This window comes from Thiomicrorhabdus sp. Kp2 (assembly GCF_000478585.1).
Taxonomy (GTDB): domain Bacteria; phylum Pseudomonadota; class Gammaproteobacteria; order Thiomicrospirales; family Thiomicrospiraceae; genus Thiomicrorhabdus.
In genome coordinates this window covers 1,866,052-1,884,393 of record NZ_ARWI01000001.1, presented here as the reverse complement: position 1 = coordinate 1,884,393, position 18,342 = coordinate 1,866,052, and the positions used below count along the sequence as shown (strand labels likewise).

12 protein-coding genes are annotated in these 18,342 nt (G+C 40.3%); 6 read left to right on the top strand and 6 right to left on the bottom strand.

What is annotated here, in order from left to right:
- The first annotated feature begins 250 nt into the window (after positions 1–250).
- The 3 genes from A379_RS08575 to A379_RS12775 all read left to right on the top strand — a co-directional run bounded on the left by A379_RS08575 (position 251) and on the right by A379_RS12775 (position 5,276).
- Positions 251–1,159, top strand: a complete 909-nt coding sequence (locus tag A379_RS08575; protein WP_040727500.1) for a patatin-like phospholipase family protein — start codon at positions 251–253, stop codon at positions 1,157–1,159.
- Positions 1,160–1,256: 97 nt separating this feature from the next.
- Complete coding sequence (gene yeiP / locus A379_RS08570) at positions 1,257–1,820, top strand: elongation factor P-like protein YeiP (protein ID WP_040727498.1); 564 nt, start codon at positions 1,257–1,259, stop codon at positions 1,818–1,820.
- A gap of 192 nt (positions 1,821–2,012) precedes the next feature.
- Positions 2,013–5,276 carry an EAL domain-containing protein gene (locus A379_RS12775; RefSeq protein WP_051145117.1) on the top strand — a complete coding sequence of 1,088 codons (3,264 nt, stop codon included), beginning with the start codon at positions 2,013–2,015 and terminating at the stop codon, positions 5,274–5,276.
- A 343-nt stretch (positions 5,277–5,619) separates the two neighbouring features.
- Here A379_RS12775 and A379_RS08560 read toward each other — a convergent pair whose 3' ends face one another.
- Positions 5,620–6,909, bottom strand: coding sequence for a TlpA disulfide reductase family protein (locus A379_RS08560; RefSeq protein WP_051145116.1), 1,290 nt, complete (start codon positions 6,907–6,909; stop codon positions 5,620–5,622).
- 13 nt (positions 6,910–6,922) lie between these two features.
- The gene (locus A379_RS12770; RefSeq protein WP_051145115.1) at positions 6,923–10,198 is read right to left on the bottom strand and encodes an EAL domain-containing protein; all 3,276 of its coding nucleotides are present in this window, start codon (positions 10,196–10,198) and stop codon (positions 6,923–6,925) included.
- A gap of 325 nt (positions 10,199–10,523) precedes the next feature.
- Between A379_RS12770 and A379_RS08550 the strand changes: the two genes are divergently transcribed.
- The 3 genes from A379_RS08550 to A379_RS13230 all read left to right on the top strand — a co-directional run bounded on the left by A379_RS08550 (position 10,524) and on the right by A379_RS13230 (position 15,961).
- A complete protein-coding gene (locus A379_RS08550) occupies positions 10,524–12,260 on the top strand; it encodes a lysophospholipid acyltransferase family protein (RefSeq protein WP_040727496.1) in 1,737 nt (578 codons plus the stop codon).
- 275 nt (positions 12,261–12,535) lie between these two features.
- Positions 12,536–15,430 (top strand): methyl-accepting chemotaxis protein, encoded by a 2,895-nt coding sequence (locus A379_RS08545; RefSeq protein WP_040727494.1) that lies wholly within the window; start codon positions 12,536–12,538, stop codon positions 15,428–15,430.
- A 396-nt stretch (positions 15,431–15,826) separates the two neighbouring features.
- Positions 15,827–15,961, top strand: coding sequence for a hypothetical protein (locus A379_RS13230; RefSeq protein WP_255325085.1), 135 nt, complete (start codon positions 15,827–15,829; stop codon positions 15,959–15,961).
- Positions 15,962–16,115: 154 nt separating this feature from the next.
- On the opposite strand, the gene A379_RS13055 is transcribed toward A379_RS13230, so the two are convergent.
- The 4 genes from A379_RS13055 to A379_RS08530 all read right to left on the bottom strand — a co-directional run bounded on the left by A379_RS13055 (position 16,116) and on the right by A379_RS08530 (position 18,341).
- Positions 16,116–16,283, bottom strand: a complete 168-nt coding sequence (locus A379_RS13055; RefSeq protein ID WP_157832361.1) for a hypothetical protein — start codon at positions 16,281–16,283, stop codon at positions 16,116–16,118.
- Positions 16,284–16,332: 49 nt separating this feature from the next.
- Positions 16,333–16,785 (bottom strand): rhodanese-like domain-containing protein, encoded by a 453-nt coding sequence (locus tag A379_RS08540; RefSeq protein ID WP_051145114.1) that lies wholly within the window; start codon positions 16,783–16,785, stop codon positions 16,333–16,335.
- A gap of 138 nt (positions 16,786–16,923) precedes the next feature.
- On the bottom strand, positions 16,924–17,718 hold the full coding sequence (gene fetB, locus A379_RS08535; protein ID WP_040727493.1) for an iron export ABC transporter permease subunit FetB: 795 nt from the start codon (positions 17,716–17,718) through the stop codon (positions 16,924–16,926).
- On the bottom strand, positions 17,715–18,341 hold the full coding sequence (locus tag A379_RS08530) for an ATP-binding cassette domain-containing protein (protein ID WP_051145113.1): 627 nt from the start codon (positions 18,339–18,341) through the stop codon (positions 17,715–17,717). Before A379_RS08530 ends, fetB begins: the two co-directional genes overlap by 4 nt.
- Position 18,342: the final 1 nt, after the last annotated feature.

Here is an 18,342-nt window from a genome sequence, read left to right as displayed (position 1 = left end):
AAAAATTAACCACGAAGACACGAAAGCACGAAGAACTCTAAAATCTAAACCCGTTTTATTTGAGTAAATAACCGTACTAATTGCCATTGGTTGTTATTTCTAATCGCTATTACTCCTTTTTAAACCTTCGTGTCTCTGTGTCTTCGTGGTTGTTTCTGACTAATCAATCACAAAATATGGATACCTAAAATAACCACATCCCGTATAGAAGTATAAAGGCCTGGTTATAAAACATCCAAAGGTTATATAGATGTCTAAACCTAAACAATTCACCCAAACAACCAAAACCGTCTCTCTCATTTTAGGCAGTGGTGGTGCGCGTGGTTTGGCACACATTGGCGTGATTCGCTGGCTAGAAGAACATAACTACCAAATCAACTTTATCTCGGGTAGTTCAATGGGCGCCTTAATTGGTGGCGTATACGCCGTTGGCAAACTTGATGAATTTGAAACCTGGTTTAAAAAGTTAGGCCATACCGACATTCTTGGGCTTGCCGACATTGCGTGGGATAGCAGTGGCTTAATTAAAGGCGATAAACTCTTTAATCAACTGGAAGAGCTCATTGGTCATCCAAACATTGAGGACTTAACCATTCCCTTTACAGCGGTTGCCACCGATATAGAAAATGAAAAAGAAGTTTGGATTCAAAAAGGGCCATTATTAGAAGCAGTTCGTGCCTCTATCGCCCTACCAATGATTTTTACCCCTTTTCACCGTCATGGGCTGACACTTATTGATGGTGGGGTACTCAACCCAATTCCCATCGCCCCCACCTTTAGCCAAACCAATGATTTAACCATTGCGGTCAACCTTGGCGGAAAACCCAAAACCAATCAACCCAAAACGGTTGAAAAACCAAATACCTCTCAAGATGACTCTTGGCTTAATAATGCCTCTGAATTATTTAATTCACTCATTAAACGATTTAGGCCCGATAAAAAATCGAATCTTGCGTCATTTAACTGGGATATGTACGACATCAGCAACAAAGCATTCGATAGTATGCAAAGCACCATTGCACGCCAAAAATTAGCCGCCTATCCACCAGATATCGTCTTAGAAATACCGCGTGATGCCTGTGGTATGCTGGAGTTCACCAAAGTGAATGAGATGATTGAACTCGGCTATCAAACCGCTCAACAATCGCTCAGTGACTAGAACTCCCACCTGCTCTCAAACACTGCTTGCATTCGTCATCAAAACTCCTGAAAATAGCGCCATTATAATCCGCTCAAACTTCTTAAAGGAAACCCCCATGCCTAGAATCAATGAACTTAAAAAAGGCAGTGTTGTTGAAATCAATGGTGTACCGCACATTGTAAAAACTTACGACGTTAGAAACCCCTCTTCTCGTGGTGCGTCAACCATGTATAAAGTGCGTTTTAACAATCTTAAAACAGGTCAAAAAGTCGATGAAACCTTCAAAGGTGAAGACATGATTAAAGAAGTTGAAACCACCAAAGTTTCGGTTATGTACTCTTATATTGATGGTGATAACTATGTCTTTATGAACAATGAAGACTATACACAGTATCTACTCGCTGCAAATGAACTAGAAGATGAAAAAAAGTACATCACTGAAGGATTAACTGGCATAACGGCTTTATTATATGAAGAGCAAATTCTTGCGATAGAGATGCCCACCAATGTGGATTTAGAAGTGGTTGAAACCAACCCAGGAACCAAAGCAACGGGGGCAGGCCGCACTAAACCCGCCGTGCTTTCAACAGGCTATGAAATACAAGTACCTGAATTTATTGAACCAAATGAAGTGGTTAAGGTCAGCACCTTAACAGGCAAATTTTTATCTCGAGCATAAAAACCGCCCAACTCTCAACCCATCCTAACCTCTCAATTAATCAAGGGGTTAGGCCATCCCAAGCTCCCTCATCGTTTAAATAAGCTCTTATCCTTTAATATTATAGGGTTATTATTAAATTTAGCCTTTTGTTATTGAATAACTCCTAGTAGAATCAAACTCTCATAAACCCGTATAAAAGCCTACTATTACATGCCACAAACAAACAAACTTGAATCCGAATTAAATGCGTTATTAAAATCCAATACAACGCTTTTTCACCTTCTAGAAGGTACGGTTTTTGATGGCATGTGGTTTTGGGATTTAGAAAACCCCAACAACCGCTGGATGAGTGAAAAGTTTTGGCTCACGCTTGGGTATAAGCCAGCAGAAAAAGCGCACACCCAAGAGGCGTGGGAAAGCGTCATTCATCCAGAAGATTTACCCCTTACCCAAAAATGCTTAACCGAACAAGCTTGTAGCACTGAATATCCATTAAACCGCACTATTCGCTATCTACACAAAGATGGCTCGATTATCCATGTTCAATGTCGCTGTTTTGCCCTTAAAAATGAACAGGGCAAACCTCACAGAATGCTTGGTTTTCACACCGACCTAACCGACTATATTGATGAAAAAAATTCACTTACCGCTGAAAATTTAAGTATTAAAGAGCGTTTACATTATGCGCTAGAGGGTAGTCAAGATGGTGTTTGGGATTGGAATTTAGACACCAACGAGGCCTTTTACTCTCCCCGGTGGAAGTCTATTCTAGGTTATAAAGAAAACGAAATAGAAAATGCCTTTTCATCTTGGGAAAACCTGCTTCATCCTGACGACATTGATGATGCAAAACAGTGTGTGCAAACGTTTTTAGACAACACCGATAACGGTTTTGAAACACGCTTTAGAATGAAACATAAACAGGGGCACTATGTTCCAATACTTTCAAGAGCTCAAAAAGTAGACATCCCTAAAAACGGTAGCACCATACCGCACTTAATTGGCACGCATGTAGACCTAACGGATATTGTTGCTATTCAAGACAAGCTAAATCAACAAATCAAATTAACCTCAACCTATCTAAACACCACTTCAACCATTATGTTGGCTCTCGATAAAAATACCATGCTCAACAAAAAAGGTTGTGAGGTTTTGGGCGTTACAGAAGCCTCTATATTAGGCCAGTCTTGGTTTAAACAACCCTTTTTACCAAAAGAAATTCACGCTAAATTTAAACAGATCCATTCCGAATTTATTGCTGAAAAAATTGATTTGAGTAAACCTATAGATCACACATTAATCACGGCCAATAACGAAGTTAAGATGTTTACTTGGAGCAGTACTCTGCTTAGAAATGACAAAGATGAAGTGATTGGTTCTTTAAGCTCTGCCATTGATATTACTGAACGTACCCGAGTTCAGCAACAGCTAGAACAGAGTGAGTTTATGCTTAAACAAGCACAAAAACTCGCTAAAATTGGCTATTACACGATCGATTTAAAAGCCAATCAGTGGTCATGTTCAACCGAAATTAACAAAATATTTGGCATAGATGACAATTATCCAAAAGAGATCGAAGACTGGATGCAAATCATCTGTACAGAAGACCGCCAAGAAGTACATAACTACTTCACGCAAAAAGTGGCCGCCAAAATAACAGAGTTTGACAAACAGTACCGAATCATCAATCAAACCACCAATGAAATGCTGTGGGTACACTCTAAAGCGACCTTAACATTTGACGATAATGGTTTACCTTGCGAAATGTTTGGCACAATTCAAAATATTTCAGATCAAAAACGTACTGAAAGTAAACTGACGCTGGCTGCAAATGTTTATAAAAATGCCAATGAAGGGATTGTGGTTACCAATAAGCAAGGCCTTATTATTGATGTAAATGACGCCTTTACCGAAATCACAGGATACAGCAAAAAAGAGGTCTTAGGAAAAAGCCCCAACGTCCTAAATTCAGGCATTCACCATACCGATTTCTACCGTGAGATGTGGGAATCTATCCAAACGTCAGGAAAGTGGGAAGGCGAGATATGGAACCGTAAGAAAAGTGGTGAAACCTACCCTGAATACATTAGGATTAGCACTATCAAAGACGCCAATAATGAGGTCGAAAATTATCTGGCCCTTTTTTCAGATATCTCACTCCAAAAAGGCAATGAACTTAAACTCAAAAAAATGGCGCATTATGATCCGTTAACAGGATTGCCCAACCGTGTTCTGCTAAGTGACCGTCTTAACCGCTCAATCGCACGTTCAGATCGAGATAAAAAAATCATCTCTTTAGCCTTTTTAGATTTAGATGGCTTTAAGCAAATTAACGACACCTTTGGCCATGAAGTGGGCGATCAAGTACTGAAAATTATTAGTGGCCGATACAGCCAACAAGCCCGTGAAAATGATACTATTGCACGCATTGGTGGCGATGAATTCATTATACTGTTAGATCAAGTTGAGACCATAGAAGAGTCTCTTTCTTTCTATGACCGTTTTTTAGAAATCACACGCCAACCCATTCAGATAAAAGATCATCACTTCACCATCTCGTGCAGTATAGGTATCTCTTACTATCCACAAACATTCCCTATTGATTCTGACCAGTTGATTCGTCAGGCTGATAATGCCATGTATCAGGCTAAACTCGCAGGTAAAAATGGTTATCACATCTTTGATAATGAAAAAGACCAAATCGCACGAGAGCGCCATCAAAAAATTATGGCCATCAATGAAGCCATTCAAAAAGATGAATTAGTGCTCTACTATCAACCTAAAGTGGATATGCGCTCCAATAAAACGGTTGGTTTTGAAGCCTTGGTACGTTGGCAACATCCAAAAAAGGGACTGCTACCACCGATTGAATTTTTGCCAGCCATTGAAAAAAGCAAAACCTCCATTGACCTGGATAAATGGGTTATTGAACAAGCATTCAAACAAGCTCACTTTTGGGTTAAGCAAGGCATTGAATATCCAATTAGCGTTAATTTAGGGGCTCAAATATTACAAAACTATAAACTGATTGAGTTTTTAGAAGAAATGCTACAAAAGTACCCCGAAGTACCGACTAGACTCATTGAAATAGAGGTATTAGAAACCAGCGCATTAGAAGATATGAAACACGCTTCTGCCTTAATGCATACCAGTGAAGCTCTGGGCATTAAGGTCTCAATTGATGATTTTGGTACAGGTTATTCCTCATTGGAATATTTAAAAAACTTACCTGCTAGCTATCTAAAAATTGACCAATCATTTGTACGTGACATGCTCGAGGACGAAGCCGATTTGGCCATTCTTACCGCTGTAGTTGGGCTTGCCCAAGCCTTTGGTATGGAAACCATTGCCGAGGGGGTTGAAAGCGACCTACACAGTAGTCGACTGATTGAGCTAGGTTGCTTTATTGGCCAGGGTTATGGTATTGCCAAACCAATGCCAGCCGATCAAGTTCCAGATTGGCTTAATCAATAACACCCATTCGCCCTCTTTATTTAAAAGAGCTATCCAAATTTTGTGATTGATTAGTCAGAATCAACCACGAAGACACGAAGGTTTAAAAAGGAGTAATAGAGATTAGAAATAACACCGTTCATGTGTTTTAACTCATTCAACATAAATACTTTATTTATACGGTGTTATAACGCGCAGTTTCAAGTAACAAATGGCAATTTGTACGGTTATTTTCTCAAATAAAACTGGTGTTAGATTTTAGAATTCTTCGTGCTTTCGTGTCTTCGTGGTTAATTTTTTTATTGTTATCAATCATCAAATACGCTTACCCTTTAAAACAACCAGGCCTGGTAACTCAAAAGGTTTAAGGCGCTTGATAGGTTTCTTTTAAAAGAGAATCAATCACCTGAATATGTTCTGCACTATCCCACTCGGTTGCGCCAAATAAAGCAAAACGAATTTGGCCTTTTTTATCTATCAAATAACTGCTTGGGTAGGCAAATACTTGCCACTCTTTGACCGCTTTAGACTCTGGGTCTAACAGCACTGAAAAATTAACGGGGTGCTCTTTTAAAAAGCTTTTAATCTCGGCAGACTCTTCACCTAAATTAACCGCTAAAATTTCAAAATCTTGATTACTATAATAATTTTTTAAACGCGCCATAGAAGGCATTTCATGCACACAAGGCGGGCACCAACTAGCCCAAAAGTTTACTAAAACCACTCTGCCTTGATAGTTAACGATATTAAATGGTTTTTGCTCAATATCCGTTAACGACAAGCCCAAATTTTGTTTGCCTTGGTAATCCGACAAGTGAATATTTCGGCTCGATTTTATCGGCTTAACCGTTTCTTTAGCGAGCGGTTTAATCGTTCTTTCAATACCCAAATAAGGTATCTGTAAACGCATAGTTTGTAATAACTGAGCCGCCAACTTAGAACGCTTTTCTTGTTCTATTGCTAAGGCATCAGGTCTAAAGTAAAAACGGTCTCTCACCTTGGGAATAAGCTGAGTAAACACATCACTACCTGCGCCAGCTAACTGCTCCGCCAATTCGCTTACCCTAAGTTTCCAGGGCGAAAGTTCTGCTTGAATTATGGTTGTGGGTATATTGATATTAGCGGTTTCTGGCCAGTAATGAGCTACCTGGCCTGGTAAAGGTGTTTCGAGATAGAGGTTAGGATTAATTAAAATCAAGCCAATCTGGTTTATTGACCGACTCAAAATGGGCTGCAAACCACGCACCGCCGTTTGTGCGGCTTTATTTGGCGCTATAACCCATAAAGGGATGGATTCATTTGAATGGTCGCCATTTTGAGAGGCTAAGGCAATGATGTGTGCCGTCCAAACTGGATTAATTTTATCCACAGCGCTCGGCGTCGGTGATAAAAACATCGCCTCGTAAAAATCCACAAACCAAGATTCAATTCCGTGTTTGGCAAGCTGTTTGGCAACGGTTTTTTCTTGAGCTAAAACTCCATACTCAGAAGGCAGCCAAAGTAGTCGTGCTTTTGGTCTGTTCTCATCGTTTGCCACCTGGGGCTGAACCACCTCAATATTGATTGAAACATCCTCAATCTCAACCACCTTTATTTGAGCGCAGACAGTCGGTGTTAACAACCACATTAGAAAAAAAAGTAAAGCGTGTTTCATAAAACCCCAAATATTAAGCCCGCGCCTTTTCAGCAAAACTCACTTGCGTGATCCAACTCTCAGGTCTGTGCCAGCTTGCTAACCATTTTGCAATAAATTTCGGTTCCATAGGTTTTGCAATAAAATACCCTTGGCCATAATTACAACCCAACTCAATTAACATACTGCCATGTTTTTCTGACTCAATACCTTCTGCAATCACTTTTCGGTTAAGCGATTTTGTTAAGCCAATAAGCCCTTCTAAAAGGGTAATATCTTCAGGGTCTTCAAACATATTTCGAATAAACGACTGGTCAATCTTAATCGTTTTAATGGGTAAACGTTTTAAGTAGGATAAAGAGGCAAAGCCTGTACCAAAGTCATCTAAAGCAAAGGCAATTCCACATTTTTTACACTCTTCAATCAACGCTTTAACCGACACCACATCTTCAAGGGCAGAGGTTTCCAAGACTTCAAACTCAAGCATACTGCGCGGCACACTTGGGTGCTGATTCAGCAATTCAGATATCCACTCTACAAAATCGCCTTTTTGTAACTCCATTACTCCAACATTAACACTAACAGAGAGCTTAATGCCCTGCTTAAGCCAAGTGTCAATTTGCTGTAAAGCTTGATTTATGACCCACTCACTCATTTTGATTGAAAGCGGAGTATTCTCGACACTCGGTAAAAATTCAGCTGGATAGAGCAAGCCTTTTTCTGGGTGTTGCCAGCGAATTAACGCCTCGACCCCCACAACTTCATCATTGCGTAATGAGACTTTGGGCTGATAATGCAAAACAAACTCATTATTTAACAAACCTTGTTCAACACTATTTAGGCTTCTAATCAAATCTCGGTTATAGGCATCTCTTTCAGTATCAAAAACATGATAACCATTTTTACCCGACTGCTTGGCTTGATACATCGCCTGATCGGCTTGTCTAATTAACTGCTCGCCATCTAAACTGGTTTCTTGAGGAAAAAAGGTCACCCCTAAACTCCCGCTAACTTGAAGCGATTGATTACCTTTTTTAACGGGAATTGAAATGGCCGCCAGCAACTTTTCGATAATTGGCAAGGCTTCATCAGAATCATGCAACCCTCCAATAACTGCGACAAACTCATCCCCGCCTATACGAGCAATGGTATCGGTTGCTCTTAAAGCGGCTTTCATCTCGGTAGAAGCATTGACGAGTAGCTGATCGCCAGCGTCGTGACCAAACGTATCATTAATTGTTTTAAAGCCATCTAAATCAATAAACACAATCGCCAAACTTTTTTGGTTTCGTTTAGCTTCCTTTATCGCTTGCTGAATGCGGTCATTAAGCAAAAATCGATTGGGTAAATTGGTTAACATGTCGTAATGTGCGGAGTTTTGTAAACGTTTTTGATACTGTTTTTCTAAAGTAATATCATTAAACATCCAAACATAATGGCAAGCACCGCCATGAGGGTTTTTAACTTTTGTAATATTTAAAAATACCAAGATAGGTTCGCCCGTTTTGCGACGACTCCATACTTCACCGTACCAGTGTCCTTTTCTCAATAAGGCGTGTTTTATATCCGCATAATATTCGCTAGACTGCATATTTGAATTCATCATACTGGGTATCTTGCCAATCACGTCTTCACGTTGATTTCCAGTAATGAATTCAAATTCATCATTGATATCCACAATCAGAAAATTTGCGTCGGTTAAGATAATACCTTCATTGGCATGAGTGAAAACGGATGCGGCCATTTCCAATTGAAATTCATTCTCTTTTTGCGAAGTCACATCTCGTATAAAAGCACAAATCTGCTGGGTGGCACACACAGGCATCAAACTAATTTCAATGTGAAATTTAGCATTATCCACTAGGCGTGCAAGCTCAACTTTACAATAACCTCTTTCAAAGATATCACTAATATACTGAGTTATTTTTTGCTCTTGTTCTTTATCAAAAAGAGTGCCTAAAAACACGCCATCAATATTTTTGTTTTCTATGTGCAAAATCTCATAGAGAGCCAAATTACACTCTAGAACAAAGCCTTGTTGATTCATTAACACAAACCCATCCATTGAGGCGTTTAACACACTTGAGTAACGCTCTACACTCTCTTCTAGTTCTTTTTTCGCCCTCTCTTTAGCGACAATATCCAAAGTCAACTGTTTACTGGTTTTATCTAATTTTTTATTGCTCGCTTTAAGCGCTCGTAAAGCAGCTTCTTTTGCCAAGCGAGAGCGCGCTAAAAAGATTGAACCTATGAGAACCAAAATCAAAATAACAGACAACCCTACGTAAAAGGGCATAAGAACCGAACGTTTCAATGCCATGATCTCTTGCATGGGTGAAAAATACACAACCTTCCAAAAATACGGGTTATAACTATGAGAATTTAATACCACTTTCTTTGAGTTAACATCATCAACCACAATTTGCTCCTGGTCGGCCAAATTTAGGTATTCCACTTGTTGAAGGGGTCGAATGGTATCAAAGTGCCAAAGTCCGCTTTCATCGCTAAAAGAGCCTTTTTCTTGGCTGATAATTTTTTGCCATGCATCGGGATAGCGGTGTTTAACGGTGAGTTCGGGCTTATCGTACATAAACCCCCACTCATTTTGAGGAGTACAGCCTAACAACCAATAACCTTGAGCATTGGTTAACCAAATTTTTTGGCTGTTTTTATCCTTTAGCTTTTTAAGATGTTGCAACATATCATTGCCAAGATAGTTTAAGACAATCACCCCTCTTTTTACGCCCTGTTGGTCAAAGACAGGTTTAGCCAATCGAATCATCGGCTTACGAGGTTCATCAATAATGCCGTATTCAACATTCAAGTCAAATGGAGAGAGATAAAACTGGTTCTCCTTTAATTTCATGGCATTAGAAAAGTAATAGCGGTTACTTTTATTCTGCAGTTCATCTTCAGGAATGCGGACTGGAAAAGCTTCAGAACGATCAATGCGAAGCCTTTCATGGCCCTTAGCATCAATCCAACGCAGTTGGTCATAAATCGGTGAGTTGGCCATCAATGCTTGCCAATCTCTGGCCAATTTATCTAGTGAGACATCTGAATTTAATACTTCACTCAATAGTTCACTGTTTGTGATATAAAAAATATCTCGCACAATTAGGTCTAAGTTTTCGATTGCCGCAGTCGTAGCCATCAAGACCTTTTCATTGGCCTTAGCGTTTAATGAGCTTAACGGTTCTTTTTGCGCTTGCTGCATACCCACATAGGCCAAAACCAAAACCAGCCCCATTGATGGAAGGAAATAACGTAGAAAATGTTTAAAAAACTGAGCCGAAGGTACGGATGTCATAGTTACAAACTTATTGTGCAATATAAGTTTGACATCATACCCTAACAAAAATAGTTAACAACTCTGACATAGCGCCTTTAAGCACATTCTTTTTATTATCAATAAAAACTTTTTATCTCTTCAAACACTTCACTTTTTGAATAAGGCTTAAACCTTAGCTAAATAGTCATAAACTTACCAGGCCTGGTAACTCAATGCAGTTCAATAACAGAAAGCTAGCCTTTAAAAAACTATCATCAAGCTGTCATCTTTTCGTCACCTCTCTAGCCTTTTTGCCAGTAATAATACTCAATGACATTTTCCATTATTGAGATCTGCACCAAACATGCTAAACATTGAAGCCGCAATTATTGAGAAGTTTCCAGAGCTGCACACCAAAAAAACAGGCAAACTCGTCATTAGTTTAATTAAAGCGCTAACCCATGAAGCTGAAATTAATCAATTTATAGAAACACACCAGCACTTAAAGGGCTTTGCGTTTTTAGATGCGGTGTTAGATTACTTTAACTTCAGTTACAAAATCAGCTCAAAAGCCACCAACCGGATCCCTTCCGATGGACGTATTGTGATGGTAGCCAATCATCCCATTGGCTCTTTGGATGGTTTAGCTTTATTAAAAATGGTACGAAGCATTCGCCCAGATGTGCAAATTGTGGCCAGCGATGTACTTAATCATATAGAACCACTCAAATCGCTGTTTTTAGGCATAGATAACCTAAGCGCAAAGAGCGCTCACAAAAAACAATTCACAGAGATGCTCAATGCCTTAGAAAAAGAACAAGCGGTCATTATTTTTCCCGCAGGTGAAGTCTCCCGCATTCGTCCTAATGGTGTGCGTGATGGCAAATGGAAAGGCGGCTTCTTAAAACTCGCTCAAAAGGCCAAAGCACCCATTCAACCGATTTACATTGATGCTAGAAATTCCTCTCTGTTTTATGCTCTATCGGCACTATACAAACCGCTTGGAACCATGATGTTAGTCAAGGAGATGTTTAATAAAAAACATCAAGAAATTCAGTTTTTTGTGGGTAAACAAATTCCATGGAAATCCATAGAAAACAGTGAATTACCCACTAAACAGTTGGCTAATCAGTTTCGTAAACATCTCTACCAACTTGACCAAGAGAGTAAACAGCTCAAAAAAGGCAAATCCACCCCCTTTAAAACCATAGAAACCATTGCCCATCCTGGCGATAAACAAGCCCTTAAAAAGGCGCTTAAAAAATCCCCTCTACTGGGGCAAACGCAAGATGGCAAAAAAATCTATCTTTATGACTTTGAAGATGATTCCCCCGTTATGCATGAAATTGGTCGCCTACGAGAGCTCACCTTTAGAACCGTGGAAGAAGGCACTGGCGGCGCAATTGATTTAGACCAGTACGATGTACGTTACCGTCACTTAGTTTTATGGGATGATGAAGAGTTAGAAATTGTAGGAGCTTACCGCATTGGTGAATGCAAACAGATTGTTGAACAACACGGTTTAAAAGGCTTATACACCAGCACACTTTTTAACCTAAAACCTCAGATTGAAAACTACCTGCCTAACGCTCTTGAACTAGGCCGCAGTTTTGTGCAACCCAAATATTGGGGCAAACGCAGTTTAGATTATTTATGGTATGGCATTGGTGCTTATGTTGCCCAACATCCGCACATTAAATACCTGTTTGGCCCAGTTTCATTAAGTGATGCTTACCCTTTGAATGCTAAAGAATTGATTATTGGTTTTTATCAGCAACAATTAGGCTCTAACCAAGATTTAGCCCAAGGCATCCGCTCCGTTAAGTTAAGTAAAAACAATCAACAAATTGCCCAAGAGATTTTTAACGGCGACTACAAAGAGAGCTATAAAAAACTAAATGCTTTACTGGATTTAGAAGGTGTAAAAGTCCCCACCCTATTTAAACAATATGCTGAAGTGGCTGATGATAAAGGATGCCGTTTTATTGACTTCAGCACAGACCCTGATTTTAACGATTGCGTTGATGCCCTGATTTTAGTTGAATTAGATAAGCTCAAACCCAAAAAACGTGAACGCTATCTCAACCCAATTAAAGCCTAACATTAAAGGGTTTAAAGGGTATCGTCCCTAAAAATCTTCTAAAAGCCTTTTGCAGATTCCCGCGTCAAGCACGGGAATGACGTTGGGAGTTTATGAATCATCATTATCGTGCTTGAATGCCTTAGACTTGCCACACAATTTAATCTGCTCTAAAACGGTACTTTCTTGATACAAAATAAAAAAAATAACACTAAGTGGAATTAATAACACTAAATTGCATACATATTGCTTAGAATGCATTCAACTTAAACTCAATCGTTTGTTAGGAATGTATTATGCAAGAATCTATTCGTCTTATTGCTCGAGTTGATGCCGAGGGCATTATTCAGTATATCAACCAAGAATACCTATCTTGGGCGGGTTACCGTTCAGAAGAGTTGGTAGGACAGCCCACTGTCATTCTTAGAGCACCCAATTTACCGCAAGGGATACAAGAGACCATTGCCGAACAGTGTCATAAAAACCGACCTATCAATTTCCCTGTCTGTGAAACCAAAAAAAATGGCGAGCTCTATTGGACAGACATGCGAATTCAGCCTATCCATGACGATGGCCAGTACCTTGGTTACACCTCAGTAAAACGTATTATCACTGACCCGCTAAAAATTCAAAGTGCGGAGGCTTTGTATCAAAAAATTAGAGATAAAAAACTGGTGTACTTTAATGGCGAATGGGTCAATAAAACCAGTCATGCTGTTAATGCGGCCATCGGTTTTCATAAAGCCTCCTTAAATCAAAAAATCATTGCAATTATTTCCATTGTTTCGTTATTCATTTTAGGCCTCTCATTTGTTTATATGGAATCAAGTAAAAGTGCAATCGAAACGCACGCGGCTGAAAACTATGCCAAAAGCATTGCTGACTTAGTTGACAGTCAAATGGATAAAAAAGAGCAAATTGGCTTAACCAATGCCATAGGGATTACCCATTCAAAAGAGATTCAACAAGCCACCGCTAGCATGGATCAAGCAACTCTAAATAAAGCCTTAATGGGCATTAGCCCCGAATACAAGTCAATGAGTTCATTGAACAATGTAAAACTGCATTTCACCGATGAAAATGGCATCTCATTCTATAAGTCTTGGAAACCTCTAAACCAACAAAAAATTGATGACTTGTCTAACCGTGGCTACTTAAAAACACTGGCAAAAGAACAAAAACCACAAGTGGCATTAGCGGTGAGTTCATTAGGTTTTAATATCAAATCCATTATTCCCATTTTTAAAGAGGGTCGCTTTGAAGGCGGGGTTGAATTCATTCAAGGAGTGGGTTCAATACGCCGTGATTTGAATAAAAGTGAGCGAGCCTATCTGGTTGCCATTTCAAAAGAATACGCTTTAGCTGGGGACAAATACCGTCAAAAAAACGCCAATAACATTGCGGTTTCTGCCGACAAAAACTGGGTTGTAGGTAACGATAAACACTTCTCTATGGAAGTTTCTGGCAAACAGATTAATGCCCTTCAACAAGTGGATATTAACAGCCTTTTTAAACAAGGTTATTTAGTTACCCATGACCACTTTCACTTTGCAAAACCTATTTTTGATAGCGCAAATGCACTCATGGGTTACCACATCATTACCGAAGACATCGCCAAGTTTCATGCCATTTTAATGAAACAATACGATGTGGCTGAGTCCGCTTTTTATCAGGTTTTATTCTCACTCATTTCTATGATTCTGATTATTTTAGCCCTGCTTTGGAACATGATTATTAAACCGATTCGTAAAACCCAAGATACTATGGAAAAATCGGTTAAAAATTCAGATCTATTTGCACGTGTTCACAGTTATGGTAATGATGAAATCGCCCAAATGGCTAAGGCTTACAATCGCCAGTCGATGCTTTCTCAGGTAGCCATTGCCGAAATTTCTGCCGCTATGGAAGAGATTCTAGCAGGACGACTCGACTACACCATTGAATACCCCTTCCAGTCTGACTACGGAATTTTGCAAGGACGTATTAATGATACAAGTATCTCATTAAAAGAGACCTTTGAAAAAATTGAAGATGTGATGCAAGACTTGCGTGACGGCGAATTCAATAAACCACACCAAAACAATCTACATGGCGCTTATGCCAAGGTGGTGGATGACTGCTTAGCCTCTATGCAGACCATGTCTAACGCTTTTTCAGAGATAAACCAAGTCATGGATTTTGCCGCTAGAGGTAAATTTGATGAACGTATTCTAAACATTGCCAAAGGAGACGTGGCTAAACTGCAAGAAAACCTAAACGCAACGTTAGAGCAGATTGAAACAGGCTTTGCAGATATCGTTCAAGCCGCACAACGTATTGCACAAGGTGATTTAACTCAGCCAATTACTCACGAATACGAATACACCATTGAGCAAGCCAAACAAGCAATCAACCAAAGTATTACCAGCCTAACTGACACGCTTTCTCAAGTCACCGAGATTGCACACCAAGTTAAAGAGGGCGTTTCAAGCGTGGCCGAAGGTGCTCACAACCTCAACAACCGTACTCAAGAACAAGCCGCTACCTTAGAAAAAACCTCTGCGGCCATGGAACAAACCAACGCACAAATTCATAACAATTTAGATAACACCAAAATGGCAAGCTCAATTGCAGAGACTCAAAGCAATATGCTACACGATGCCAATAAGGTTATGGGCGATACCAAAAGCTCCATGAACAATATCCAAGAAGCATCAAATAAAATTAGAGAGATTACAAGCTTAATTGACTCAATTGCCTTTCAGACCAACCTACTCGCTTTAAATGCCGCGGTAGAAGCGGCCAGAGCAGGTGAACACGGTCGAGGTTTTGCCGTAGTTGCTGGCGAAGTACGAACGCTTGCAGGTAAATCTGCCGATGCAGCCAAGGACATTAGCAGCTTAATTGAACAAACCTCTAATGCAATCAATATAGGGGTTAATCAAGTCGATAAAGTAGGTAATTCACTCGTTCAAGTGACCAGTGAAACCCAAAAAATGCTTGAAATTGTAAGAGAGGTCTCAACCGCCTCGCAAGAACAATCTCAAGGAGTGAGTGAAATCAATGACGCAATAACCACCATTGATAACAATACCCAACAAAATGCCGCACTCGTCAAAGAAACCACTGCCACGGCTGAATCCCTATTAGATTCATCCACACAACTGCAAAACTCTGTCAGTGCGTTTCAATTACAACGTAAATTAAACTGATTAAACAAACACCACAAAATACAAACCTACCAGGCCTGGTTATTCACAGGCCGCATCTCTTTTGTAAGCACTGCCCCACAACACGTCATTATCGGGCTCGACCTGATAATTCTTATAGCCCATTTTGGAGATTCCCGTGTCAAGCACGGGAATGACGGTGGGTGTTTATGAATCGTCATTGCGAGCCGAAGGCGTGGCAATCTAACAAGGCCAATGCAATATTCGCCATGGATTGTCATGGATTGCCACGTCACTGCGTGACTCGCAATGACAGGTGTTTTTAATTATCAAAATTCAGATTTACCAGGCCTGGTATCCTCTAATTCAATAAACACCCCCAACACGTCATTATCTGGCTCGACCTGATAATTCTTATACCCCCTTTTGGAAATTCTCGTGTCAAGCACGGGAATGACGGTGGGTGTTTATGAATCGTCATTGCGAGCCGAAGGCGTGGCAATCTCCCAAGGCCAATACAATATTCGCCATGGATTGTCATGGATTGCCACGTCACTGCGTGACTCGCAATGACAGGTGTTTTTAATTATCAAAATTCAGATTTACCAGGCCTGGTATCCTCTAATTCAATAAACAACCCCAACACGTCATTATCCAGCTCGACCTAATAATTCTTATACCCCCTTTTGGAGATTCCCGAGTCAAGCACGGGAATGACGGTGGGTGTTTATGAGTAGACATTGCGAGCCGAAGGCGTGGCAATCTCCCAAGGCCAATGCAATATTCGCCATGGATTGTCATGGATTGCCACGTCACTGCGTGACTCGCAATGACAGGTGTTTTTAATATCTTGCTTTCTCGCAATGATAGGTGTTTTTGAATTATCAAAATTCAAATTTACCAGGCCTGGTACTGACTAAAGGGTACCGTCCCTTCGCTCACAATTAACAGACATTGCCTTCTTGAAATCCTGGGTTCCATGGGTGGTCTAGGCGGATTAATCCGTTATCGACAGGTGGAATGGTGATATCGCCATTACACTCTTTCCAGGCATTAAAACCACCCGCTAAGTTCACCACATTGGTGTAGCCCATTTTTACCATGGTATCTACCGCTAACGCGCCTCGCCCGCCCGATAAACAGAATACCACCCAGCCTTGGTTTAAATCGGCTAGCTCACCGCTGTGGCCTTCGTAACATTTATCACACATCGGCTCTAGCATGCCGCGTGGTACATGTAGCGCCATAGGAATAGTGCCATCTAGGTATTCGGCTGGTTCACGTACATCAAGCGGTTTGTAGCCACCACATTTAAATAGGTCTTTGGCTTCTGAGGTGGTGACTTCTTTAATATTGGCTTTAGCGGCAGAAACGAGGTCTTTTAATCTTGCTGGCATGTTACTTCTCCTAATTGAAAGGGATAAATTACGCTTTCAATTTATCATAAATAAAACGTTACTTTGATTTTATATCAGCGGATATTCTTCATTTAAATCAATTTATTAGCGATTTATTGAAGATTTATTTATTTTAAATTATTTTTGCTTTTGCAAGATTTCAAGATTAAGACGCTGGCGTGAATCAAACAATTTTCGGCATGCCATATTGACGGCAATTAACGTACCAAAACCTGTTGAAGTGGCGATTAAAAGCATAATCATAATTTGGTATTTCACAGCTTCCATAGGGTCTGCACCTGCTAAAATCTGCCCTGTCATCATCCCTGGTAGAGAGATGATTCCTGCGGCTACCAACATATTAATCACTGGAATCATCGCCGAATGTAAACTCTGTTGGCGAATAAAACTCATGGACTGCTTGGCGGTTTTGCCCAAGGCTAATTGCGCTTCGATTTTGGCTTTGGATTGCACCGCATTGCGGGTTAAGGTATCTAACCCTAAACCAATTGCGGTCATACTATTACCTAATAACATGCCTAAAAGCGGAATCGCATATTGTGGTTCGTACCACGGACTTGGTTGAATAATAATGGTTAACACACCAATCAACAGCACCAATGACGTCATGGAAAGTGCTAAAAAACCAACCAAGAGCCCGTTTAGTTTTTTAAAGCGATACTGCTGACGTTTAGTGATTTCATAGCCCGCCGCGGTGAGCATAATGATTCCCACTAAAACAATCCACAGTGGGTTATCGGCATAAAACACATAGCTGAGCCATACGCCCATAAAAAGGAGTTGCACCACCATTCTGGCGGTGGCAATCCACAGCTCTTTTACTTTATTAAAACCGCTTAACCACAGAAAAATGCCCAAGAGTAAGACCAGTACAGAGAGGCTGGCTAAATCCCAATAACTAATTAATATCATGCGCTCTGCCTCTCTATTTGGTTTTTAGAAAACACCAGTGTTTTCGTTGCCATACGCTCGGTTTGCTCTGGGTCGTGGCTAATCCACATTGCGGCGGCATTTTGCTGTTGAACATAATCTAAAACCATTGCTTCAACAAGCTGTTCACTTTTTGGGTCGAGGTTGGCGGTAATTTCATCCAACAGCAATACTTTGGGCTGATATTGCAAACCACGTAATAGGGCAAAACGCTGTTTTTCACCAGATGAGAGTGCATCGGGATTGGATTTTAATTGCGCGCTATCTAAACCAATTTTTTCTAGCTCCTCTGCTTTTGGGACGCTTTCAAAATGCCGCTCAATCTCATCTTCCCACCAAGCACTCTCGGCCGAAAAATACATGACCTGCGCCCGCCAATTTTCAGGGCAAATTTTATCAAGCGACTGTTGTTGCAATTGAGCCGTACCTTGATGCTCAATTAAATCGGCCAATGCTTTAAAAAACTGGGATTTACCGCTTCCAGAAACACCCGAAACCATACAAATATCATTAGGCTTTAGCTCTAAATTAATCGCCTCTGGCATCCCTTTAGCCTTAAAGTCTTTAACGCTAAAAAAACAGGGTTGGTTTACCGATTCAGACACA